General features: G+C 47.5%; 24 protein-coding genes and 1 pseudogene. 16 read left to right on the plus strand and 9 right to left on the minus strand.

Annotated elements, in window-relative coordinates; translation table 11 throughout:
- The coding region (locus NSMM_RS00575; RefSeq protein ID WP_143001806.1) for an IS1595 family transposase at positions 1–588 on the plus strand (588 nt) is incomplete at its 5' end.
- Here the strand turns inward: NSMM_RS00575 and NSMM_RS00580 are convergent.
- Complete coding sequence (locus NSMM_RS00580; RefSeq protein WP_143001807.1) at positions 589–915, minus strand: AAA family ATPase; 327 nt, start codon at positions 913–915, stop codon at positions 589–591. It abuts the gene before it with no gap.
- Positions 916–932: 17 nt separating this feature from the next.
- On the minus strand, positions 933–1,103 hold the full coding sequence (locus NSMM_RS15425) for a hypothetical protein (RefSeq protein WP_176753811.1): 171 nt from the start codon (positions 1,101–1,103) through the stop codon (positions 933–935).
- 44 nt (positions 1,104–1,147) lie between these two features.
- On the opposite strand from NSMM_RS15425, the gene NSMM_RS15430 reads away from it, so the two are divergent.
- Positions 1,148–1,330 (plus strand): hypothetical protein, encoded by a 183-nt coding sequence (locus tag NSMM_RS15430; protein WP_090283568.1) that lies wholly within the window; start codon positions 1,148–1,150, stop codon positions 1,328–1,330.
- Between the two features lie 66 nt (positions 1,331–1,396).
- Here NSMM_RS15430 and NSMM_RS14960 read toward each other — a convergent pair whose 3' ends face one another.
- Positions 1,397–1,600 carry a hypothetical protein gene (locus tag NSMM_RS14960; protein WP_143001808.1) on the minus strand — a complete coding sequence of 68 codons (204 nt, stop codon included), beginning with the start codon at positions 1,598–1,600 and terminating at the stop codon, positions 1,397–1,399.
- Positions 1,601–1,871: 271 nt separating this feature from the next.
- Here NSMM_RS14960 and NSMM_RS00590 point away from each other — a divergent pair, with 271 nt between their 5' ends.
- The 12 genes from NSMM_RS00590 to glpK all read left to right on the plus strand — a co-directional run bounded on the left by NSMM_RS00590 (position 1,872) and on the right by glpK (position 13,783).
- The gene (locus tag NSMM_RS00590; protein WP_090283570.1) at positions 1,872–2,276 is read left to right on the plus strand and encodes an ATP synthase subunit I; all 405 of its coding nucleotides are present in this window, start codon (positions 1,872–1,874) and stop codon (positions 2,274–2,276) included.
- Between the two features lie 14 nt (positions 2,277–2,290).
- Positions 2,291–3,100 carry a F0F1 ATP synthase subunit A gene (gene atpB, locus NSMM_RS00595; protein WP_090283572.1) on the plus strand — a complete coding sequence of 270 codons (810 nt, stop codon included), beginning with the start codon at positions 2,291–2,293 and terminating at the stop codon, positions 3,098–3,100.
- 60 nt (positions 3,101–3,160) lie between these two features.
- On the plus strand, positions 3,161–3,433 hold the full coding sequence (gene atpE, locus NSMM_RS00600; RefSeq protein ID WP_090283574.1) for a F0F1 ATP synthase subunit C: 273 nt from the start codon (positions 3,161–3,163) through the stop codon (positions 3,431–3,433).
- A 38-nt stretch (positions 3,434–3,471) separates the two neighbouring features.
- A complete protein-coding gene (locus NSMM_RS00605) occupies positions 3,472–3,945 on the plus strand; it encodes a F0F1 ATP synthase subunit B (RefSeq protein ID WP_090283576.1) in 474 nt (157 codons plus the stop codon).
- A 2-nt stretch (positions 3,946–3,947) separates the two neighbouring features.
- Entirely contained in the window at positions 3,948–4,484 is a 537-nt protein-coding gene (locus NSMM_RS00610; RefSeq protein ID WP_090283577.1) for a F0F1 ATP synthase subunit delta, read from the plus strand.
- 11 nt (positions 4,485–4,495) lie between these two features.
- Positions 4,496–6,037 (plus strand): F0F1 ATP synthase subunit alpha, encoded by a 1,542-nt coding sequence (atpA, locus tag NSMM_RS00615; RefSeq protein ID WP_090283579.1) that lies wholly within the window; start codon positions 4,496–4,498, stop codon positions 6,035–6,037.
- 3 nt (positions 6,038–6,040) lie between these two features.
- Positions 6,041–6,919, plus strand: a complete 879-nt coding sequence (gene atpG / locus NSMM_RS00620) for a F0F1 ATP synthase subunit gamma (RefSeq protein ID WP_090283581.1) — start codon at positions 6,041–6,043, stop codon at positions 6,917–6,919.
- Positions 6,920–6,948: 29 nt separating this feature from the next.
- Entirely contained in the window at positions 6,949–8,328 is a 1,380-nt protein-coding gene (atpD, locus tag NSMM_RS00625; RefSeq protein WP_090283583.1) for a F0F1 ATP synthase subunit beta, read from the plus strand.
- A gap of 26 nt (positions 8,329–8,354) precedes the next feature.
- Positions 8,355–8,777, plus strand: coding sequence for a F0F1 ATP synthase subunit epsilon (locus tag NSMM_RS00630; RefSeq protein ID WP_090283585.1), 423 nt, complete (start codon positions 8,355–8,357; stop codon positions 8,775–8,777).
- A gap of 217 nt (positions 8,778–8,994) precedes the next feature.
- Positions 8,995–10,368, plus strand: coding sequence for a bifunctional UDP-N-acetylglucosamine diphosphorylase/glucosamine-1-phosphate N-acetyltransferase GlmU (glmU, locus tag NSMM_RS00635; RefSeq protein ID WP_176753812.1), 1,374 nt, complete (start codon positions 8,995–8,997; stop codon positions 10,366–10,368).
- 34 nt (positions 10,369–10,402) lie between these two features.
- Positions 10,403–12,250, plus strand: a complete 1,848-nt coding sequence (glmS, locus tag NSMM_RS00640) for a glutamine--fructose-6-phosphate transaminase (isomerizing) (RefSeq protein WP_090283589.1) — start codon at positions 10,403–10,405, stop codon at positions 12,248–12,250.
- Between the two features lie 48 nt (positions 12,251–12,298).
- Positions 12,299–13,783 carry a glycerol kinase GlpK gene (gene glpK / locus NSMM_RS00645; RefSeq protein ID WP_090283591.1) on the plus strand — a complete coding sequence of 495 codons (1,485 nt, stop codon included), beginning with the start codon at positions 12,299–12,301 and terminating at the stop codon, positions 13,781–13,783.
- Here the strand turns inward: glpK and NSMM_RS14965 are convergent.
- From NSMM_RS14965 to NSMM_RS16905, 3 genes and pseudogenes are all read right to left on the minus strand, one after another.
- Positions 13,674–14,264 carry a hypothetical protein gene (locus NSMM_RS14965; RefSeq protein WP_143001809.1) on the minus strand — a complete coding sequence of 197 codons (591 nt, stop codon included), beginning with the start codon at positions 14,262–14,264 and terminating at the stop codon, positions 13,674–13,676. The genes glpK and NSMM_RS14965 overlap by 110 nt on opposite strands.
- A 216-nt stretch (positions 14,265–14,480) precedes the next feature.
- Entirely contained in the window at positions 14,481–14,849 is a 369-nt protein-coding gene (locus NSMM_RS00655) for a Rossmann-fold NAD(P)-binding domain-containing protein (protein ID WP_425412340.1), read from the minus strand.
- A gap of 27 nt (positions 14,850–14,876) precedes the next feature.
- Positions 14,877–15,025 (minus strand): annotated as a pseudogene (locus NSMM_RS16905) (transposase); the annotation flags it as partial.
- 360 nt (positions 15,026–15,385) lie between these two features.
- Between NSMM_RS16905 and NSMM_RS00665 the strand changes: the two are divergent.
- Positions 15,386–17,404: a TonB-dependent receptor plug domain-containing protein gene (locus tag NSMM_RS00665; protein WP_245654619.1), complete on the plus strand. Its 2,019-nt coding sequence runs from the start codon at positions 15,386–15,388 to the stop codon at positions 17,402–17,404.
- Between the two features lie 184 nt (positions 17,405–17,588).
- Positions 17,589–18,053, plus strand: a complete 465-nt coding sequence (locus tag NSMM_RS00670) for a YfiR family protein (RefSeq protein ID WP_176753813.1) — start codon at positions 17,589–17,591, stop codon at positions 18,051–18,053.
- Between the two features lie 40 nt (positions 18,054–18,093).
- Here the strand turns inward: NSMM_RS00670 and NSMM_RS00675 are convergent, their stop codons facing one another.
- From NSMM_RS00675 to NSMM_RS00685, 3 genes are all read right to left on the minus strand, one after another.
- Positions 18,094–19,839, minus strand: coding sequence for a putative bifunctional diguanylate cyclase/phosphodiesterase (locus tag NSMM_RS00675; RefSeq protein WP_090283600.1), 1,746 nt, complete (start codon positions 19,837–19,839; stop codon positions 18,094–18,096).
- Between the two features lie 12 nt (positions 19,840–19,851).
- The gene (locus NSMM_RS00680; protein ID WP_143001810.1) at positions 19,852–22,641 is read right to left on the minus strand and encodes a response regulator; all 2,790 of its coding nucleotides are present in this window, start codon (positions 22,639–22,641) and stop codon (positions 19,852–19,854) included.
- A 226-nt stretch (positions 22,642–22,867) separates the two neighbouring features.
- Entirely contained in the window at positions 22,868–23,821 is a 954-nt protein-coding gene (locus tag NSMM_RS00685) for an IS1595 family transposase (protein WP_090283604.1), read from the minus strand.
- Positions 23,822–23,823 lie beyond the last annotated feature (2 nt).

Genomic DNA, 23,823 nt, shown 5'->3' on the forward strand with positions numbered 1-23,823 from the left:
CACAAACTGATGCAGGCGATGGCTAATCGTGAGGAGCGCTATGTCCTTGATGGCAGAATCCAGGTCGATGATGCTTATCTTGGTGGAGAGCGTGCGGGAGGAAAAGCGGGTAGAGGTTCAGAGAATAAGGTGCCCATTGTTGCCGCTGTGTCTCTGACTGAAGATGATCACCCTTTGCGCGTGAGGCTTACCCCAGTCTCGGGATTTACGCTAAAGGCAATTTCAGCCTGGGCAAAGGATTGTCTGGCACCCGGCTGCACGGTGTTCTCGGATGCCTTGGCCTGCTTTGGTGCCGTCACCAAAATTGGCTGTAGCCGCCATTTTACAGTTATCGCCGGATGCAAACCAAAGGAGACTCCCGAGTTCCGGTGGATCAACACTATCCTCGGCAATCTCAAGACCAGTTTGTCGGGTTGTTACCATGCTTTCAACTTCCGCAAGTATGCCGCTCGTTATCTTGCCGCCTTCAGTTACCGATTCAACCGGCGTTTTGATCTTTGCTCACTGCACGAACGATTGCTGATCGCCGCTGCTTCGACCACTCCGCAGCCCTTGCACTCTATTCGAATGGCTGACGTTCGTTGCTAATCAGGAATTGGTTTGTGAAACTGCGTCCCTGAATTTGAGTTTCTTAAATGCCCCCCACTCGTATTCAAAGGCGATTTCATTGTCGAGATTCCTTTGATAGACCATCTCGCGATACGATCCCAACTGAACAGCACTATTTTCCCCTCCGGGATAAAAAATAGCTTTACGATCCTGCGATTCGGCAGTTTGCTTCAACATCATCAGAAACTGGCCAATACTGGACTTTCCGGAACTGTTTGCACCAAAGATCAAAGAAATAGGGGTCATGCGAATAGTGCCTGTATCTTTCCATCCTTTGAAGTTCCATATTCGTAGCTGTTTAATCATGGTTATGCCACTTCCATTCATTCGCATTGGCGGGATGCGGGTTTATGCCAGTGTTCGATGCGCAGCAGGTGATCTGGCGGTAACGGTTGGCAGCCGGCACATGACTGCTGCGACCTGACGTTATCAGCTTTGAGCATGCTATCGATCTGCTCGATTTCTACTTCGATGGCTGCAATATCAGGCAGCATTGATTCCTCAAACAGATTGAGTAGCGTCGGTGATAGCGTCGATAATGTTTCCTTTTTTTGACAAAACGAATGTGGCACAGATGCGCCAATTCCAAGGTGAGTACCTGGATTTTGGTTTCCTGAAAATGAATTGTCTGCTGTGCCTGGTCGAGCAACGCCTGAACCAGAGCGGTCAACCGCTGTCTGGTGTTCGTATCGGAGTTCAACTGCTCCTGCTGAGTCAGTGAATTCATGGTGTGTATTACACCGTGAGTTGGCGATTAACTATATGTTAATGCATGGGTATATAATATTCATTGATCTGAGGGCGCCGCTTTGGCAGGGCCGGTAAATGTTGCTAGTCTACCCCGGTAGTCAACTATTTCCACTGTGATGACGTAAGCTTCATGCACGCCTTCCCTCGCTTCGGCCAGACAAACCTCTGATTTTATTTTATATGTTCCCTCAAAAAATATCTCAAAATGAGACATGTAGCTGGTTTCCAAATCATCGGCCATGTTTGAGCGCTAAGATTTGAGGTGCGGCGAGTATAGAATCAAACAGCCACCTGCTAAAGCAGGTGGCTGTTTGATAAAGCCGGATCAGGGAAATAGCAGATAGTGGCGTTAGGTGGAGCATTCATTCGCTTACGTGCAGACAATTCGTGTGTTAGCAATTCGTTGACTATCGGGTCTGATCACGATAGAATTGCCTCTCTTTTCAGAGGCTGAAAGCGGAAAAAAATGCCAGAAACTCAAAAATAGACGGAAATTATCAAGTGCTGGTTAAATGGAGTTAATTAAAAACGTACAGTTGCGTACAGTCATAAACTGGCAGCTGATATATTCTGTAGTAATCGCAATCATTTTTGGCATAACCTCTGGTTTTCACGGAGCCATTTCAGGGTTTCTGGGTGCTCTGATAAGTGCTGGAGCTGCGTCTGCTTATGCGGTGGTAATATCAAGGCATAAAGGTTTCACTGCCAGTGGCACTCTTCGGACTGCTCTGCGAGCAGAATTATTAAAAGTTTTTATAATTATCGTAGCGCTCTGGACTGTTTTAGAAAATTATCAAAATGTTAAGCCGGTTATTTTTATCTGTTCCTTTATAGGTGCGGTAATAATGTCGAGTATGGCTTTATTTGTGCCATCAAAAACAGCAATGTTAAATAACAATGTGCGAAACGGCAAATAAATAAATTAAGAAAAATGGCATCTGAAACCGAGTTAACTCCAACATCTTACATCCAGCATCATCTAACCAACCTGACGACAAATATCGGCGAGGGTCCGTTTTGGGTTTTACATATCGATACTCTTGTAATGTCGGTCCTACTAGGAGTGTTAAGTTTAGGGGCGATATGGATGATCGTAAGAACTGCTACTAGTGGGGTCCCAAGCAAAAAGCAGGCTTTTGTTGAGCTTTTAATAGAATTTATAGATGATCAGGTAAAAAATACATTTCATGGGGATCGGCACTCGTTTGTCGCGCCAGCAGCTCTGACAATTTTTGTGTGGGTATTGATACTAAATGCCATGGATTTGCTGCCAATTGATATTATGGCGGCGGTTTATGAGAATGTATTCGGTTTGCATAATTGGCGTAGCGTTCCAACGACAGACGTTAATACTACTTTTGCGCTGGCTTTATCAATTTGGATACTGACAATTTACTTTGGTATTAAGGTTAAGGGTATTGGTGGCTGGCTGGGTGAGCTTGTATTTAGTCCGTTTGGCAAAAATCCAATATTGTGGCCGCTTAATCTGCTGTTTAATCTAATTGAGTATGTGTCCAAGCCGCTCTCGCATTCGCTGCGGCTTTTTGGGAATATCTATGCTGGCGAAATTATATTTTTGTTGCTTGGAATGTGGGCGGCAACTGGTGCGGCGGGAGCGGTTTTTGGAGCCATTCTAGGTGCGGGTTGGGCAATTTTCCATATACTGATTGTTACCTTGCAAGCATTCATTTTTATGATGTTAACAGTGGTTTATCTGTCTATGGCACAAGAGTCGCATTGATTACATATTAGTAACTAGCAGTAGTTTTTTTAACTTTAAATAAATCAAAGGAAGGAAATAATGGATAACGTACAATTTCTCGCAATGATTCAGGCATATACCGGTATTGGTATTGGTTTGATGATTGGGTTGGGTTCGGCAGGGGCATGTATTGGTGTGGGAATCATGTGCAGTCGCTTCCTTGAAGGAGCTGCACGTCAGCCTGAAATGATCCCAACTTTACAAGGAAAGGTTTTTTTGTTGCTTGGCTTGACAGATGCTTCTTTTATTATTGCAGTTGGTCTTGCAATGTTGTTTGCATTTGGCAATCCATTGCTGGCGGTTATTCAATAAGGTTAAATTCATTCTAAATGGCGAGTAAGTAGATAGATATGAATATAAATTTTACACTGGTCTCGCAAGCAATAGCTTTTTCAATTTTTATTTGGTTTACTGTAAAGTTTGTCTGGCCGCCTTTGTTGCGTGCGATTGAAGACAGGCAAAAACAGATTGCCGATGGGTTGGCTGCTGGTGAGCGTGGAAAAAAAGAGTTAGAGCTTGCTAGTCAGCGATCGTCTGATACATTGAAAGCTGCTAAGCAGCGTGCTAATGAAATAGTCATTCAGGCTGAAAAAAGAGCAGCTGATATTATTGATGAGGCAAAGCTTGCGGCCAAGGAAGAGGGTAAAAAAATTATTGCTGGTGCAAAAGCAGAAATTGAGCATGAGATTTTCAGCGCACGTGAAGTGCTGCGTCAGCAGGTTTCCAGTTTGGCGGTACAGGGGGCAACTAAAATTCTTCGCAGAGAAATCGATTCTAAAGCGCACGCTGATTTGCTGACATCACTCGAAACAGAGTTGAAATAATTATGGCTGAAGCAATTACAATTGCCAGACCTTATGCTGAGGCAATTTTTAAGTTGGCAAAGGAAGGAAAAAAATTATCGGCATGGTCGGAAATTTTGGGTGTGATTTCAGAAATTCTGTCTGACAAACAGATAAACGCTCTTCTGAATAATCCTCGTGTGCCCGCAGATAAATTGTGCGAAATCATTGTTGAGTCATATTCAGCAAAACTGAGCAAGGAAGCTGAAAATTTGATCGACGTTATGGTGGACAACAAACGTTTGCAAATTTTCCCACAGTTAAAAGCGCTTTACGAGCACCTCAGAACTCAGTATGAGAATGTGCTTGAAGCAAGAATAATTTCGGCGTTTCCCCTGAAGTCAGATCAGCAAGAAAAACTTGTATCAATATTACGAACCAAGTTTCAGCGTGAAGTTAATGTGACCAGTGTGGTTGATGCTGATTTGATTGGTGGCGTAAAAATTGAAATAGGTGATCAGGTAATAGACAGCTCTGTATCAGGAAAATTGGCTGCAATGACAGCTGCCCTCAAAAGCTAGGAGTTAATAGAATGCAGTTGAACCCATCAGAAATAAGTGAATTAATCAAAAACAAAATAGAGGGTCTTGCGGATACCTCGGAATTTCGTACACAGGGGACGATTGTATCCGTCACGGATGGCATTGTGCGTGTGCATGGTCTGTCCGATGTGATGCAAGGCGAGATGCTTGAATTTCCGGGCGGCACATATGGCCTCGCTCTTAATCTTGAGCGCGACTCAGTTGGTGCGGTTATTCTGGGTGCATATGAGCATCTTAAAGAGGGGGAAACAGTTAAGTGTACCGGGAGAATTTTAGAGGTCCCGGTAGGTGAGGCGCTGCTGGGTAGAGTGGTTAATGCTCTAGGCCATCCCATAGATGGAAAAGGCCCGATTACCACGGAAGGAATGGAGCCTATAGAAAAAATTGCGCCAGGTGTGATCTGGAGAAAATCTGTCGATCAACCGGTACAAACGGGTCTGAAATCGATTGATGCTATGGTTCCGGTAGGAAGAGGACAACGAGAATTAATTATTGGGGATCGTCAAACCGGTAAAACGGCGGTCGCAATTGATACAATCATTAATCAAAAAGATGAGAACATGATTTGTATTTATGTGGCAATTGGTCAAAAAGCTTCATCAATTGCCAGTGTGGTGCGGAAATTAGAAGAAGTTGGTGCGATGGCATACACTATTGTTGTTGCAGCAACAGCTTCCGAATCAGCAGCCATGCAATTTATTGCTCCTTACTCCGGCTGTACCATGGGCGAATATTTTCGCGACAAGGGGCAGGATGCATTGATTGTCTACGACGATTTAACCAAACAAGCGTGGGCGTATAGACAAATTTCATTGCTACTACGCCGCCCACCTGGTCGCGAGGCCTATCCAGGAGATGTATTTTATCTACATTCACGCTTATTGGAGCGGGCGGCTAGGGTTAATGAAGCATATGTAGAAAATGCGACCAATGGAAAAGTTAAGGGGAAAACCGGATCATTAACTGCGTTACCTATTATTGAAACACAAGCAGGTGATGTCACTGCATTTGTACCGACTAATGTGATTTCTATTACTGATGGCCAGATTTTTTTGGAAACCGACTTGTTCAATGCAGGTATACGGCCGGCGATTAATGCAGGTATTTCTGTTTCGCGTGTTGGCGGTGCCGCTCAAACGAAAGTTATTAAAAAGCTCGGTGGCGGTATTCGATTGGCATTGGCGCAATATCGTGAATTAGCTGCTTTTTCCCAGTTTGCTTCGGATCTTGATGAGGCAACACGTAAGCAGCTGGAGCGTGGCAAGATGGCAACGGAGCTCATGAAGCAAAACCAGTATTCCACTCAAAAGGTATCTGAAATGGCAGTTACGCTTTTTGCGCTCAATAAAGGTTATTTTGATGATGTCGAACTTGACCGTGCCTTGGCCTTTGAAAGTGCGCTTAAAGGCCACATCATTAGTCACCACCCTGCAGTCATTGAAAAAATTGAATCCTCTAAAAACCTTGATGAAGAAACAGAAAAAGCTCTTGAGGTCGCTATTGTTCAATTCAAGCAAAACGGAGCCTATTAATTTATGGCAAGCAGCAGAGATATCCGAAATAAAATCCACAGTGTAAAGAATACACAGAAGATTACGCGTGCCATGGAAATGGTTGCCGCGTCAAAAATGCGTAAAGCTCAAGAGCGCATGAAAAAGGCTAGGCCTTATGGTGAGAAAATACGAAATGTTGCGGCACATATGAGTCGGGCTAGCGTTGAATATCGACATCCGTTTTTACTAAATCATGAGAATACAAAAAAAATAGGTGTGATTGTGGTTACCTCGGATAAAGGACTCTGTGGAGGTTTGAATACCAACGTATTGCGAAAGGCTTTGAATGAAATTCGGCAATGGCAGGCAAGTGGACTACAAACAGAAGCCTGTTGTGTCGGCAATAAAGGCTTGGGATTTATGAGCCGTTTGGGTGTCAATGTAATTTCTCAAATTACCGGTTTAGGTGACTCTCCTAGTATGGAGAAATTAATTGGCGCTATTAAAGTGGTCTTGGATACTTATGCCGAGAAAAAATTTGATAAGGTTTTTATCTTTTACAATCGTTTCATTAATACAATGAAACAGGAGTCAGTCATGGAGCAATTGTTGCCCTTGACGGATGAGCGCATTAGGGGTAGTGAAATAGAAAAAAAACGTGCACCGTGGGATTACATTTATGAACCTGAGGCTAAGCCGGTAATTGATGACATTATGGTTAGATACATTGAGACAATCGTTTATCAGGCAGTTGCAGAAAATATGGCCTCCGAACAATCTGCGCGAATGGTGGCAATGAAAGCAGCTTCGGATAATGCTGGTAATCTCATTGATGAGTTGACTCTTATTTACAATAAAACTCGTCAAGCTGCTATCACTAAAGAATTGTCTGAAATTGTTGGTGGTGCGGCGGCTGTTTAAAATATTTTATGTAATCAGGGAACAAAATAATGAGTCAAGGTAAAATCGTTCAGTGTATTGGTGCTGTAGTTGATGTGGAGTTTTCCCGAGAAGAAATTCCTAAGATATATGATGCTCTCGTAATGGAAGGATCAGAATTAACTCTTGAAGTGCAACAACAGTTAGGGGATGGTGTCGTCCGAACAATTGCGTTGGGAACTTCTGATGGGTTACGCCGTGGCATGATGGTCACGAATACAGAAAAACAGATATCTGTTCCCGTCGGTATCAAAACGCTCGGGCGTATTGTTGATGTTTTAGGCCGTCCAATTGATGAGATGGGTGAGATCGGTGCAGATACACTACAACCGATCCATCGAACTGCTCCACCGTTTGATGAGCTATCGGCGTCTACAGAATTACTTGAAACAGGTATCAAAGTGATTGACCTGATTTGCCCGTTTGCTAAGGGGGGTAAAGTTGGGCTTTTTGGTGGCGCAGGTGTTGGCAAAACCGTCAATATGATGGAACTGATCCGGAATATCGCTATCGAGCACAGTGGCTATTCTGTATTTGCCGGTGTGGGTGAGCGTACACGCGAAGGTAATGATTTTTACCATGAAATGAAGGATTCCAACGTACTGGATAAAGTTGCTTTGGTTTATGGTCAGATGAATGAGCCACCAGGCAACCGTCTTCGCGTTGCCCTGACCGGTCTGACGATGGCGGAAGCGTTTCGGGATGAAGGGCGTGACGTATTATTTTTCGTTGATAATATTTACCGTTATACCCTTGCGGGAACGGAAGTATCGGCATTACTTGGCAGGATGCCATCAGCAGTTGGCTATCAACCAACGCTGGCAGAAGAAATGGGGCGTTTGCAAGAGCGTATTTCATCGTCTAAAACTGGATCAATTACTTCCATACAGGCCGTTTATGTTCCGGCAGATGACTTGACTGATCCTTCACCTGCTACCACTTTTGGGCATCTGGATGCAACTGTAGTGTTGTCAAGGGATATCGCGTCACTTGGTATATATCCAGCAGTTGATCCTTTGGATTCTACTTCGCGTCAACTCGATCCATTGGTGGTGGGCGAAGAGCACTACCAGACTGCGCGCGGTGTACAGCAAACATTACAGCGTTATAAGGAGTTACGTGACATTATTGCTATTCTGGGGATGGATGAGCTTTCTCCAGAAGACAAGCTTTCTGTCAGCCGTGCTCGCAAGATACAAAGATTCCTGTCACAACCGTTCTTTGTGGCTGAAGTGTTTACCGGTTCTCCAGGTAAATATGTTTCACTGAAAGATACCATTAAAGGTTTCAAAGGAATTGTCGAGGGCGAGTATGACGATATACCTGAGCAAGCTTTCTATATGGTTGGCGGAATTGAAGAAGTGCTGGAAAAAGCCAAAAGCATTCAATAATTAGTCTAAAGTATTTAGGAGTGCTAATGGGTACTGTATTTCATCTAGATATTGTCAGTGCAGAAGATTCAATTTATTCTGGCCCTGCTGAATTCATAATTGCGCCTGCGGTAATGGGTGAAGTGGGTGTTTATCCCCAGCATACTCCAATGCTTACTCGTATTAAATCTGGCATGGTTCGTATTAAAGCTCCACTTAAGGAGGACGAGGAAGTCTATGTTTCTGGCGGAATGCTTGAAATTCAACCGGACGTAGTAACGATACTGGCTGACACGGCTATACGCGGTAAAGATCTTGACGAAGCAAAAGCACTGGAATCCAAGCGTTTGGCTGAAGAAGCTATGAAAAATAAAGCGTCTGAACTGGAATATGCACGTGCTCAGGCCGAATTGATGGACGCAATGGGCCAACTGGCTGCAATCCAGAAATTGCGTAAAAGAGGACATTGATTTTATTCATAATTGGTTTTAATGAAATTGAGTAACATAAAAAAGGCGATTCGTTCGCCTTTTTTTTATATCTGCTGTTTTCCATATGGGACCTGTCAATCGAATTGATTCTTGATTTTCCGGATGGACCGCCGTTATTATCAATAGATTAGCGGTTTCATTGATGCATTGTTCAGTTATACGTGTTTTCTGTTTTCAGAAAAAAGGAGCTTCGTTCGTGAGCGGACTTGACGTAGTTATTCTGGCTGCTGGTGCCGGTAAAAGAATGTACTCGACACTGCCAAAGGTGTTGCATAAACTTGCAGGTAAACCACTTTTGCAACATGTGCTTGATACTGCGCAATGCCTATTACCCAGTCAAATCTGCATTGTTTATGGTCATGGAGGTGAATTGGTGCGCTCAGCGCTTGATGATCCGAGTCTTGTCTGGATCGAGCAAGCACAACGGCTGGGAACAGGGCATGCCCTGAAACAGGCATTACCTGTATTGCGCGCCGACGAAGCGACATTAGTTTTGTTTGGAGATGTCCCACTGGTTAAATCGGAAACTCTTGAATTACTGGTCAGACAGGCGCATACAAATTGCCTGGCTTTGTTGACTGTGAAGCTGAATGATCCGACTGGTTATGGTCGTATCGTGCGTGATGCAGTGACGGGCGATATACGGGCGATTGTCGAAGAGAAAGATGCTAACACAGCCCAACGTGCTATCAATGAAATCAATACCGGAATCATGCTGCTTCCCAATAAATTTCTGTCTGACTGGCTCGCCAGACTGGATAACGCGAATAATCAGGGTGAATATTATCTGACCGATATCGTCGCGATGGCGGTCAAAGACGGAATCCGGGTCATTTCTGCTTCTCCTGCAAACAGCTGGGAATCAAGCGGCGTGAATAACAAACTACAGCTTGCAGAACTTGAGCGCATCTATCAGCGTAACTATGCAAATAAACTGATGTTACAAGGGGTGATGCTTGCCGACCCTGCAAGAATAGATATCAGGGGGAGGCTCAACTGCGGTAGTGATGTTGAGATCGATATCAATTGCCTGTTTGAGGGTAATGTTGAGCTGGGTGATCGGGTCAAGATACAGGCTAATTGTGTGTTGCGTGACGTTGCGATTGCAGATGGAACCGTTGTGTCCGCATTTACGCTGATAGAACATACGACGATTGGACAGAACTGCCGAATTGGCCCGTACGCGCGTATCCGCCCTGGTACTTATCTGGATCAAGATGTACATATTGGTAATTTTGTCGAAATCAAGAATAGTCAGATAGCTGCCGGTAGCAAAGTCAATCATCTCAGTTATATCGGGGATAGCCAGATAGGTAGGAATGTGAATGTAGGCGCTGGTACGATTACCTGTAATTATGATGGCGCCCATAAGCATCGCACTATTATCGAGGATAATGTCTTTATCGGTTCTGATTGTCAGCTGATTGCACCGGTAAAAGTCGCCAGGGGGGCGACCATTGGTGCTGGCTCGACGATTACGCGCGATGCTCCGGCGGAACAGCTTTCTTTGTCGCGTTCACGACAGACCAGTATTCCAAACTGGAAGCGTCCCAAAAAAGATCATACCTAAATTGCTGTAAAAAAAATTTATTGAGGGGTTGGTTATGTGTGGAATTGTCGGCGCGGTTTCCCGGAACAATGTGGTGCCATTTTTGCTGGAAGGGCTGTCCAGACTGGAATATCGCGGCTATGACTCGGCCGGTATCGTAGTTGCGAATGGACGGCTGCACCGATTGCGAACGACGGAGCGTGTTGCTGAATTAGAAAAACAGGTGTTTCAGCAAAATACCTCCGGCCTGAGCGGAATCGCACATACCCGCTGGGCGACACATGGCGCTCCCAGTGAGCGTAATGCTCATCCCCATCTATCTGGCGAAGCAAGAAAAATTGCAGTTGTGCACAACGGTATTATCGAGAATCATGACAGCTTGCGCCAACGCTTGCAGCAGTCCGGATTTGAATTTCTGTCCGATACCGATACAGAAGTCATTGCACATTTGATTTCACATTATCTGCACGCTAACGGGAATTTGTTACAGGCTGTAACCGATGCCATCAAGGAATTGAAAGGGGCTTATGCCATTGCGGTGATAGAGGAACAATATCCTGAGAGGTTGGTTCTGGCGAGGAATGGTGCGCCGTTGCTGCTGGGTCTGAGTGATGACGGATTCTTTGCGGCTTCGGATGCTTCTGCGCTGATCCAGATCACCAACCGCATCATTTATTTGGAAGAAGGCGATGTCGCTGAGTTGTATCGCGATCGTTACCAGATCATGAATGATCCCGATGGCAATGGCATGCAGCAGGTCACGCGTACCATCCGTGAGCTCGACCTTGCGAGAGATGCAGTCGAGCTCGGGTCTTACTCACATTTCATGCAGAAGGAAATTTTCGAGCAACCCGTTGCCATCGCCAATACCCTGGAAATGGTGCTAGGCGCACAGTCCATTTCACCTCTTCTATTCGGAAGTCAGGCAGTCGATATTTTTGCCAAAACACGCGGTATTCTGATATTGGCTTGTGGTACCAGTTTTCATGCCGGACTGGTAGCCAAATACTGGCTGGAGTCGATCGCGAAATTACCCTGTCAAGTCGAGATTGCGAGTGAGTATCGTTACCGTGAACCTATCGCTGACCCTTATACGCTCGTGATTGGCATCTCCCAATCCGGAGAAACTGCAGATACTTTGGCAGCACTGAACTATGCGAAATCACTCGGTCACACGCACAGCCTTGCGGTGTGTAACGTCCCGGAAAGCGCTCTGATACGCCAGGCTGACCTGAGATTCCTCACGCGCGCTGGCCCCGAAATCGGAGTGGCTTCAACCAAGGCATTCACGACTCAGCTTGCGGTATTATTACTTATGACCGCAGTTTTTGCCAAGCTGCGCGGCAAACTACCAATCGCATTGGAACAGAAATTGATTGCCGAGTTACGTCACTTGCCGGTTGCCATTCAGCATGCGCTGAAGACAGAAGAACAGATTCAGCAATGGGCAGGTGATTTTTCCCAAAAACAGCACGCTCTGTTCCTCGGTCGCGGGGTGCATTACCCGATTGCCATGGAAGGCGCGCTTAAACTCAAGGAAATATCCTATATTCATGCTGAAGCCTATGCTGCCGGCGAACTCAAGCATGGCCCACTGGCGCTGGTAGATAGCGAAATGCCGGTAGTAGTCATTGCTCCCAACGATGCTTTGCTGGAGAAACTGAAGTCCAATCTGCACGAGGTGCGCGCAAGGGGAGGGCGACTATATGTTTTTGCCGACGCGGATTCCCGTATTGAGGAAAGTGAGGGCGTGCATATTATCCGGCTGGCGGAACATCGTGGCGTATTGAGCCCCGTTCTGCATACGATTCCACTGCAGTTACTTGCTTATCATGTTGCTCTGCAAAAAGGAACCGATGTCGACAAACCTAGAAATCTGGCAAAATCTGTTACGGTTGAATGAGTTCCCAGGTTTCATGTACTGAGATGAATTGCAGTGCGCAGGTTTTCAATGAGCAATAAACCGGCCATTCTGGCGATTGACCAGGGAACGAGCAGCACCCGTGCCATCCTGTTTTCTGCAACACTTGATAAGCTGGCTGTCTACCAGAAAGAACTGACACTGCAATATCCGCAGAAAGGTTGGGTAGAACAGAAACCGGAGGCTATTTGGCAGGATACACTTGAAGTTTGTCGAAAAGTACTCGATAAGGTACCGAATGGCGCATCTTCCGTGGCAGTCATTGGGATCACTAATCAGCGTGAGACCAGCATCATCTGGGACCGCACAACCGGAAAACCAGTTTACCCCGCAATTGTGTGGCAGGACCGTCGGACTACTAGTTTTTACGAGAAACTCAAACAGTGGGGACATGAGCCACTGGTGACAGCCAAAACCGGCCTGCTGCTTGATCCTTATTTCTCGGCAGGAAAAATTGCCTGGATACTGGATCACGTCGATGGCGCACGCAACTGGGCACGAAGTGGTGAACTGGCGTTCGGCACGATAGATTGCTACCTGCTATGGTATCTGACCGGCGGCAAGGTGCATGCCACGGATGCCACCAACGCCGCGCGCACTCTGTTATTCAATATTCATACCCAGCAATGGGATGAAGAACTGCTCACCCTGTTCGGTATTCCTGATGCCATCCTGCCGCAGGTCAAGGATAATGCCGCTGATTTTGGAGTAACTGATAGAGTATTATTCGGCAGGGAAATACTGATAGGCGGCATGGCGGGTGATCAGCACGCGGCATTGATCGGGCAGGGATGCATCGCACCCGGCATGGTGAAATCTACTTATGGAACCGGTTGTTTCGCGCTGATGAATATCGGGCAGGAATTCAGGGCGTCAAAACACCGATTATTGACCACCCCTGCTTACCGCCTCGCAGGAAAAACGACTTATGCCATAGAGGGCTCCATTTTCGTGGCAGGCGCTGCAATCCAATGGCTGCGTGACAATCTTGAATTTTTTTCGGACAGCGCCATGAGTGAAACACTTGCCCTAAGTGTGCCGGACAGTAACGATGTTTACTTTGTTCCAGCTTTTACCGGTCTTGGCGCGCCTTACTGGCAGTCGGATGTGCGTGGCATGATTTACGGCCTGACGCGCGAGACAACCAAAGCGCATATCACCCGTGCCGCACTGGAAGCGCAAGGTTTTCAGACTCGTGATCTGATCACGGCAATCGAAGGTGATGGTGGATATCAAGCCTCTGTCATTCGCATTGATGGGGGACTGGTTGCGAACCAATTCATGTGCCAGTTTCTTGCGGACATGCTCGGCAGACCAGTGGAAGTACCCGTCATAACGGAAGCCACCGCGCTTGGTGCTGCCTGTCTTGCGGGTATAACGGTCGGATTGTTTCCAGGGCTGGAAGTTATGCAAAAAAACTGGCGTTGCGAGCGCATTTTTCAGCCTGTAATGCCGGAGGATGTGAGGGCACGGCTTTATACTGGCTGGCGTGCTGCAGTTGAAAAACTTTTATAGTAACTAAAACCGGAAGCTTGTCCTGCCATAATAAAAACGAGCCCCAGGAAGGATTGAGCGCGCGCGTTACACCGGAATAGCCATCCGATGGTATGCGGTTGGTAATGTTACCAATGCCGGTAAACAGATTAAGCCGATTGGTGAAAAAATAACCAAGCTTGATATCCATGTTGAAATGATCGACCAGCACATCCTGCCGTACAGCATTCTGCCCGAAGTAATTCCACTGCGAGATCAGATTGACGCTGAAAAAGAGCTTGTTGAGATAGGAAAACATGTTTTGCACCCGCACCGTGCGATCCGCTGTTCGACCACGCAGCCGCAAGTCGGTCCGCTTGTCCTTGGTGTCGAGCCATTCATAAGCGGTGAAAAGGCACCACCTGCCCGCGAATGGCAACCAATGAAGATGAACCGTGGCCTCGCATTTCCACCCCGACCGCGTATTGTAGCAGTTGCGGTACCGCTCGCATCGATAAGGCATCCATACGCCGTAGGTCGATGGTTTTCAATGCTTCCCTGAGCATCCTGTATCGTCTGATCGATCACGGGCGCTGCAGATGAGATACTGATCTCCTTGAATTGTCCGGAGTGGCGTGTGAAAGCGGCGGTGGAACGGGTTCCTCGGTTTGCTGAGCCAGAATTATAGATGGTGTGCAGCATAAGGCGATGATTGAAAATTTTCCAGTTAGGCTGAACATTATTGTTTTTTCGGAATAAAAATAGTGTTGAAAAATAAGGGCCTGACAGCCAGCTCTATCGAGGCGTCCGCTATGAGCGCGGTAAAGGCGGCCGGATTGATGAACAGTGCCTTGACCGCAGTAAGGGCAACATCGGCGCAGTTGATGGTACCGCGCCCGAGATTGTCGCTCTGGCCGAAGCGGATACCCAGCTCACTGTCGGCGTTATCCTTGATTCCGCCGGGATGCATGATGGTGTAAGGCAATGCCGCTGCGACGCACCACGTTTTCACCCAGCAGCTTCCACAGCAAATGTCATTGAGGTGCTGATTGAGGGAATGATCGATCTGTGTCACGCTCATCGACGAAATCAGCACGGTATGCTCGATGCCTTCGACAAGCTTCGCTTCGCAAGGTTGCGCACGCCATTTCGCCTTCTGCCGCAGGCGGGCCAGCGGTGTTCCAGTCAGGACGTTGAAAGTTTGGCGCAACCACAGTATTTGTAGCGCTGCATACCATTGGCACTACCGTTCCTGACGATGCTTTCTTCACAATGCGGACACACCACAGACTTACCCTCCATCTCGATCGTTTCGATCACCGCTGCCTCCTCGTTCTCGGCAGCCAATCCTTCCTTCAGTGCTACGTACTGCGCGTACGTCAGCCTTGCCAGCATTCCCTTGAGCTTCTTCCGTTCACGTTGCCTCATTTCACCCTCCTGGCATTCTGATGCTGACTTCACTTTGACAGCGCGTCAAGGGTCACTAGTTGTAGGTTCACTATTTAATACAAATTGAGCCAAAACAAGAAAACCTGCCTTATTCGGAGGCTAACGGTGGGAGAGGTTATGGTCAAATACGCGCGAAATATGGGTTGGTGAATATTTTTCCAGATTAATCACGTGCTTTCTATCTTGCTAATTACCATGCAAACCCTTGACGGTTACTCACGACGGCCCATGGAGCGCCGTACATCCCATTTCTCCAGTATTGCTTTCGTGCTGTTCTACTTGAGCTTGATGCAAATACAAACTGTTTATGCAGTGAAACAATTTGAGGATCTCAGCCTGGATGAACTAGCAAATATCGTTGTTGTTGGCGCGTCCAAGTATGAGCAGAAGCAAAGTGAAGTGGCAGCAGCAGTCAGGGTGATTACGCATAACGATATCCGCACCTATGGCTGGCGCACGTTGACTGAAGTGCTCGCGAGCCTGCCGGGTATTTATGCGACCTATGAACATCAATATGATTATTTGGGTACCCGTGGTTTGGGCCTACCGGGTGACTACAACACCCGTGTGCTGGTGACGGTCAATGGCAATCGCATCAATGAGGCAACATATGATCAAGGTGCTACCGGACGCGATTTTCCTCTGGATCTGGACTTGATCGAACGGATTGAATTTTTCCCTGGGCCAGGCAGTGCAGTCTATGGCCAGAATGCCATGCTCGGAGTCGTCAACATCATCACGCGCAGCGGTTCCGACCTTCAAGGCATCGAGTTGTCGGGTGCCTACCAGACTGCAGAGTCCATGACGCAGGAGCGCGTCTCGATCGGCAAGCAGTTCAATAATGGAGTGAACGCTCTGGTTTCCGTTTCCGGGCTTCAGGCGCGTGGACGTGATTTTTTCTTTGATTACGGTGCAACTGGCATCTCGGGTGTGGCACGTGGTATGGATGGAGAAAATGTTAAGCAGGTATTCGCGCGCGTTACGCGTGGCCCGCTGGCATTTGATTTCATTTACGGCGATCGCAAGAAGGAGGATCCGACAGCGGCATACTTCTCCGATCCGCTGGTGCCTGGTCAATGGCAAAAGGACCGACGACTACATACCCAGTTGCAATATAACGACAATCTTGCCAATAACACACTCAATGTTCTGGGGCGACTTTTCCTTGGCTACTTTGATTGGCAAAGTCCCCTTTATTTCGATGGTGAAAAAACTGTTTTTACTGGCCCCAGTAACTGGCATGGCGCTGAATTACGCTTGCTTTCCACTGTCCTGGCTAACCACAAGCTGATGCTTGGAGTTGAATATCAAAATAATAACCGCATCAGACAAACTGCCAAGAATGCTGTCCACCCAGAAGAAAACATAACCGTCGATAGTTCGGTGCTGCGGATAGGAGTTTATATCCAGGATGAATGGCGTATCAGCGATACGCTCTCTGCAACATTAGGGTTGCGTTACGATTATAATGGCTGGATTGGAAGTCGCCTGAGTCCGCGTGGAGCAGTAATATGGCAGGCCACACCTAAAACGATATTTAGGGCGCTCTATGGCCGTGCGCACCGCTCACCCAATTCGTATGAACGCGATTATGATGACGGCTTTACCCAGGTTGCCAACACGGGGTTACGTAGCGAATCAATCGATACCCTCGAACTGGTGGCGGATTATCTGCCGCAACCCAATATGAATCTGCGCGCGACTGTGTATGCGTGGAATCTGAACAAACTCATCACATTGGGGATTGATCCGGATAGCGGGCTTACCCAGTATCAGCAAACGCGAAAGAAAGTATTGGCCAGAGGCGTGGAGCTGTCACTTAACCAAACTTGGGACTGGGGAGCGAGGCTACGCAGCAGCTATGGCATTCAACATGTCGAACAGCAGGGTGCGCAGTTACCTAATTCACCCTACCACTTGGGAAAATTGAATGTCTCAATTCCGATACCGCTGATGACAGCCCTGCGTGCCGGTTATGAGCTGCAGTATTATGGCAAGCGCAAAACGCTTGATGGATCTTTCACAAATGGCTATTTTCTCTCGAATCTTCATCTGACGTCGGATGTCCGGCGAATAAAAGGAGTGAGAGCATCGCTGGGTATCTATAATTTGTTCGACGAAAACTATCAACATCCGGCTGCAGATACCAACTGGCAGAACAGCTTGAGCCAGCTTGGACGGACAGTGCGCTTCAGACTGGATTATCGCTTCTGACTGTGTTTGCCATTGTGAGCCACGCAGATCATATGGCATCATGAACAGACAATCGAGCCTGGCTCGGTTTTTCAGGCTGGTTTTCCAAGCAGGAAACCAGATAAGGCAAGTCAAACATGAATTGAAATATTCTTCATGTATTCTTCTGTGTGCCTCGCTGTTCCCAGGATTTGCAGTGACTGCAATGGCGGATCCGGCGACGGAATATCGGATCAAAACCGCCTTTCTCTATAATTTTGCGCATTATACGGAATGGCCGGGTAGCTTCAATGACAACTTCAATCTGTGTTTTTACGGCAATCATCCTTTTGGAGCCTATCTGGATCATCTTAGGGAGAAGCAGGTGCAGGGTCATGCTGTTTTGATTCGAGAGACTAGCGATATTGGCGCGCTGCATGACTGTCAGCTGGTGTTTGTCGGTCGTAACAGGATGGTGGATCTAAAAGAAATTATTGAAAGTGTTGCTGGCAAACCCATTCTGATCGTCTCGGATAATCCCGGCACGATTCAGCCAGGCATCATGCTGAATATGGACCTCACTAAGGAAGGAAAGATTGGCTTTGAAGCCGATCTGGGTGTAGCCAGGAAAAATGGCCTTAATTTCAGTTCTCAGCTACTCCGTATTGCGAAAAATATGCGGAACGAATGAAATCCGCATTGCAGTTTGTTACTGGTAGCGGAGAAAAGCACTACGATTGGCTATTGAGAAACTCTTCCAGCTGCTTTGCCGGTAGGGGTTTGCATAAAAGATAACCCTGTACCTCGTCACAAAAAATATTTCGTAAAAAATCCATCTGAAATTTGCTTTCAACGCCTTCAGCGGTTACCTTCATGTTCATGTTGCCAGCCATCGCAATGATTGCAGAAGTAATTGCGCCATCATTGGGATTTAGTTCGAGATTGCGAACAAACATCTGATCGACTTTCAACCGATCGATTGGGAAATTCTTGAGCCGGCTCAGGCTGGAGTAGCCTGTACCAAAATCGTCAATGGCAAGCTGAACGCCGATTTGTTTGAGTTCGGTCAACACATCCATCACGTATTCCACATCGCTGATCAATGCACTTTCCGTGAGTTCCAGTTCCAGGATTTCCGGCCGCAGACCCGTCTCATTTAATATTTTTCTGACCAAGCCAGGAAAGCCGCGATGCAGGAACTGGACCGCCGAGACATTGACTGCAATACGCGTCAGTGGAATACCACGGTCGAGCCACACCTGCACCTGTTCACAGGCCCTGCGCAATACCCATTCGCCGATGGAAATGATTAGTCCGGTCTCCTCGGCGAGCGGAATGAATTCTGCGGGCGAGACCGACCCAAGTTCATTGTTTTTCCAACGTAATAACGCTTCCAGCCCGCTGAATGTTCTGGTGTGTGTGTCGAGCTGGGGCTGGTAATGCAGTTCCAGCTCATCACGTTCGATGGCGCGGCGCAAGTGATTTTCCAGGTTGAGTCTGCGCAGCGCTGCTTCCGTCATCTGCACCGAGAAATAACGATGGGTATCGCCTCCTGCACGTTTGGCGTAGTACATGGCTAGATCGGCGTGTTTTAGCAAATTCTCGGCAACTTCTCCATCATCCGGGTAGACCGCAATTCCAATGCTGGTGGTCGTAACCAGCTCATGTTCACCCAGTATGATCGGTTGCGCCAGGTTTTTGCGGATACGTTCAGCCACAATTGCCGCATCTTCGTCTCGTTCGATTTCTGACAAAAGCACTGTAAATTCGTCGCCTCCCAGACGTGCCAGGGAAATGTCGTTTTGCTTCACTCCGAAATGCGCAAAGGCATCACTTCCTCGAATACTGTTATTTAACCGTTCGGCCGCGATCTGCAGTACCTGATCGCCAATCTGGTGCCCCAAAGTATCATTGATGCGTTTAAAGCCATCGAGATCGAGAAATAACACGCTCAGTTTGGTTTTTTTACGCTGCGCCTGAGCTACCATCTTTTGCAGGTATTCCAGGAAGAAAGCGCGATTGGGAAGCTCAGTGAGACTATCAAAATAAGCCATTTGGTGCAGGCGTTGCTTGCTCTGTAACAACTGCTGAGTGGTGGAACTGGTTTTGAGCAAATAACGAACTCTATGACCGAGTAAAGGGAGATTAAGCGGTTTGTGGATGAAATCAGTCGCACCAATCTCATAAGCCCGGTTTATAGATTCCATGTCATCCAGACCAGTCATCATGAGAATGGGCAGATGTTCTCCCTGCGCGCGTTTTCGCAATTCGGCGCAGGTGGTGAAACCATCTATTCCGGAAGGCATCGTGACATCAAGCAATACGGCATCCGCTCCTGTTTCATCAAACAAACGTAACCCTTCTTCACCACTTGCCGCTTCGATGATATTCAGGCCAGCTGCCCGCAATGATCCGCTGACCACCAGCCGAATCAGTGGATCATCATCAATGACAATGATGGAAGTAGACTGTTGCATGCCGATTTACTCCTATGATGACACATTAAGGTTGTTTGATGATGCTTCGAGGTAAGCCGACAAGGCAGCGCAGGTTTGTGCAAACCGCAGACGCAGACTTGCCAGCACCTGGCCCGAAGTATCATAGCGGCGCTCGCGTGCTTCATTCTCAATATTGCGATATAGTTTTGCCAATTCATGCGCACCCACTTGCCCACTGCTTGATTTAAGCGTGTGTGATGTCAGCTGGATGAGTTGTAAATCACCCGAGTCCCATGCCTGCTCCAAGGTTTGCATTAATTTTCTGCCATTATCGAGATAAGTCTGAATGACCTGTTTGAGTAATTCGTGCCCATAATCGGTTTCCAGCGAGCGAATGGAGAGCCATTCTTCCGGATCAGCGACGGATCCACAGGCTGCTGTAGGATGTGACGTTTCGCTAACTGCTGATTCGGCAACACAAGGCAACCATTGTTTCAGTTTGTCGAGCAATACCGTTTTTTTGAAAGGCTTGGTGAGATAGTCATCCATTCCTGCGGCCAGACATTTTTCGCGATCACCTTCAATTGCGTTGGCTGTCAGAGCAATGATCGGAAAAAGTGATAGTTCACCAGCGTGCTGCTGCTGCCTGATTGCCCCGGTGGCGCCATATCCGTCCAGCACTGGCATCATGCAATCCATCAGCACTAGATCGTAGATTGTCTGTTTGACGGCTTCCAAAGCTTCGAGGCCATTGTTGGCGATGTCTACATGACAGCCGAACCCTTGCAGTATTGACGAGGCGACTTCCTGGTTGACCAGGTTGTCTTCAACCAGCAGCAAGCGTCCTTTGAGTGACGGCGAGGGACTGGTCTGCATGACGGCAGTATCACCTTCGGCAGTTTGGGTGAAATGCGACTCCTCCTTTGACAATGCTCGTTTGAGAGACCAATACAACTCAGTTTTACGAATCGGTTTGGTCAGGTACGTTACGAAGCCGATTTCTTTAGCGATGGTGGCCTCCCCTTTGAACAGGGTGGAAGTGAGCATGATGAGTGGTATTTTGGCCAATGTAGGGTCGGCCTTGATCTGTTGTCCCAGTTCAAGCCCATTCATGTTGGGCATTTTCATGTCGATCAGCACGAGATCGTAATTTTGCTGATCCGCGTAGGGCTGTCTGAGCGCATCGAGCGCAAGTGTCCCATTATGGACGGCATTGACCTGCATGCCCCACGATAATCCATAGTTCTGCAGGATATTGCGGTTGGTGTCGTTATCCTCGACGATCAATAATCTGATGCCCTGCAGTTCCGAAGTCGATTGCACCTGCCTTGTCTGCTGGGAAGGGTTCAGCGTGATGCAGGGTAGGGTAAAGGAAAAATGGGTTCCTTCAGCAACACGGCTTTCGACATTAATGTGACCGCCTCCCATCAGTTCCACCAGCTGTTTCGAAATCACGAGACCGAGCCCTGTACCTCCGTATTTACGTGTCGTGGAGCCATCGGCCTGCGAGAAAGCCTGAAATAGACGTGGCAGGATATCCTTGCTGATACCGATACCGGTGTCTCGCACACTGAAGCGTATCGGTTGTGCGCCAACAAGATTCGAGCGAGTATTGCCGGTGGAAGGCGCTGCTTCCCGGCAAACATCGATGACGATTTCTCCCTTCTCGGTAAATTTGATGGCATTGCCGACCAAATTGCTCAATACCTGCTTAATACGGGTGGGATCACCTTTGATCCATTTTGGTGTTTCCGGCGCGATACGGCCATTCAATTCCAAATTCTTGCTGGAAGCGCGCTCAGAAAACAGCTCGATGACATCTTCGACCAGATCATGCAGGTTGAAATCAAGGGTTTCCAGCTCGAAGCGCCCGGCCTCGATCTTGGAAAAATCCAGAATGTCATTGATGATCGACAGCAGGGATTCTCCAGAATTATGGAGTGTGTTGACGTAGCGCAGCTGTTTTTCGTTGAGTGACGTTTCCCGCAACAGCTCGGCCATACCCAGTACCCCGTTCATTGGAGTGCGAATTTCGTGGCTCATGCTGGCGAGAAATTGCGATTTGGCAATATTGGCTTCTTCGGCCACTTCCTTAGCGAGGCGTAATTCTGCAGTGCGCGTTTCGATTCTCTGTTCCAGTTCAACCTGATGTTGTGAGAGTTCCTGATCTCTCGCCTGTATCTGATCGAGCATGCTATTAAAAGTGTTGACGAGCACCCCTACTTCATCACCATTGGTTTGAGTAACAACGCGAAGCGAATAATGTTTGGAGTCCGTTACCTTCCTGGCGGTATCCGACAAGTCGGAAATGGGCTGCACGATTTTCGAGGTCATGTGTCGTGCCACAAACGATACCAGCGTAAAGGCAATCAGAATTAATAAACCGGTCCAGGCGAGATTCTTGCCGAGCTGTTTCCACATGGCTCCTAGTCCATAACGCACATTGAGGCTACCCAGATGTTCCTGATTGAATACGACGGCCTGATTGATCTGGATTTCATGTATCGGCAACCAATCGGAAAGCCATGCGGGTTCTTCATTTCTGAATGCCGCGATGACTTCGTTATGTGCGTTACTGAGTTTGGCTTCAACGATAGCAGAAATTTCTCTTAAGGAATCGAGCGTGAGCTGGGCACTATGACTGTCTTGAAAAGCGAGCGGAGCCTGCAAATTATTGGCCATCACTTTTGCCAGACCTGCGAGCTGATTTTTAGTGGTGTTGAGAGAACTGCTTATTTCATTGATCGCCATCAGAATCAGAACGGACAGCACCAGAAAAGCCAAGCTGAAAAAAATGATTCGCAGCAGTTTGTCGGCAATGGAATGATGCTTAAATAGCATAGCTTTTTTCGAATTAATTAAAAAATCTGGGCATTTGATGAGTAATCGCCTGTTTACGGATTTGGGAGATGCATCTGCACTATCGGCACGTATCGGTAAGTCTTGATCCTGTCGATGTGGTCTGTTGCCGTGTGGCGTTTGATGTTGATTAACCAAAAAGAGCGACAATTTTCTGCACTGACTAGTAGTTGGTTTTCTATAGAATGATTTTTAAAAATAAACCTGATTAGTTACCTGTTTCAGAAATTCTCAATATACCGATCGGAAGAGGTTCTGTCGTTGCGGCGGCGCGCAGCAATCGCGGCACCATGGCAGCCAAATCAAAACGGCGATTGAAGCGATAGGAGAATTCTGCAAGATAGCGCTGTGCATACTTGGCGTGATTGAATGCATGGTAGGTTCCGCTGAAGGCAGTCTTGAGATTGCCAAGAAGCGTATTGACCCAGCGAAACTCGGCACGCTGCACAGCAGATTTGCCACTTCCCACAATATGGCGCTCATGCTGCGCGGCTGTATGCGTAACCGCCCCGAAACACCCCAAACCATCAGATACGACTCGTGCAGTAGAGGACAGACATTCAGCCGACCACTGTTTGAGCGCTTCATATGTAAAACCCGCTACGGGAGTCAAGCAGCGTATATAAAGTGGCTTCCCCTCGCTGTTTGTTTGTATTGTCGCTTCAAATGGCGTCTTACTTGCCGCGCCTCGGCCGCACTTTTCCGGCCTTTCACCTCCCAGATAAGCATCGTCAACCTCCACGCGTCCATCCAGACGGCGTTGCTCTTCGCGCAGCAGCATGGTCTGTAACAGCTTATGCTTGATCGACCATGCCGTTTTGTAACTTACCCCCAGCTGACGTTTGAGTTCCAATGCACTGACCGCATTCTTGCTTTGCGTCATCAAGTAAATGGCCAGAAACCAGGTTCTTAGCGGTAATTTAGTATTTTCAAACACGGTGCCGACAATTGAAGAACATTGGTAGCCACAATCCAGGCATTCCCATAGCTTGCGGCCGTTATGGGTACAGGAATATCGCTCCCCATCGCAGCGCAGGCATCTCCAGCCATGTGGCCACCTCGCAGCAAACAATGCTGCTTCACATTGTGCTTCCGTGCCATATTGATGCAGAAATTCATGCAGTGACAGGCCTGCCTGAAACTGAATTTTATTCATCGCCATTG

It is taken from the genome of Nitrosomonas mobilis, assembly GCF_900103035.1.
Classification (GTDB): domain Bacteria; phylum Pseudomonadota; class Gammaproteobacteria; order Burkholderiales; family Nitrosomonadaceae; genus Nitrosomonas; species Nitrosomonas mobilis.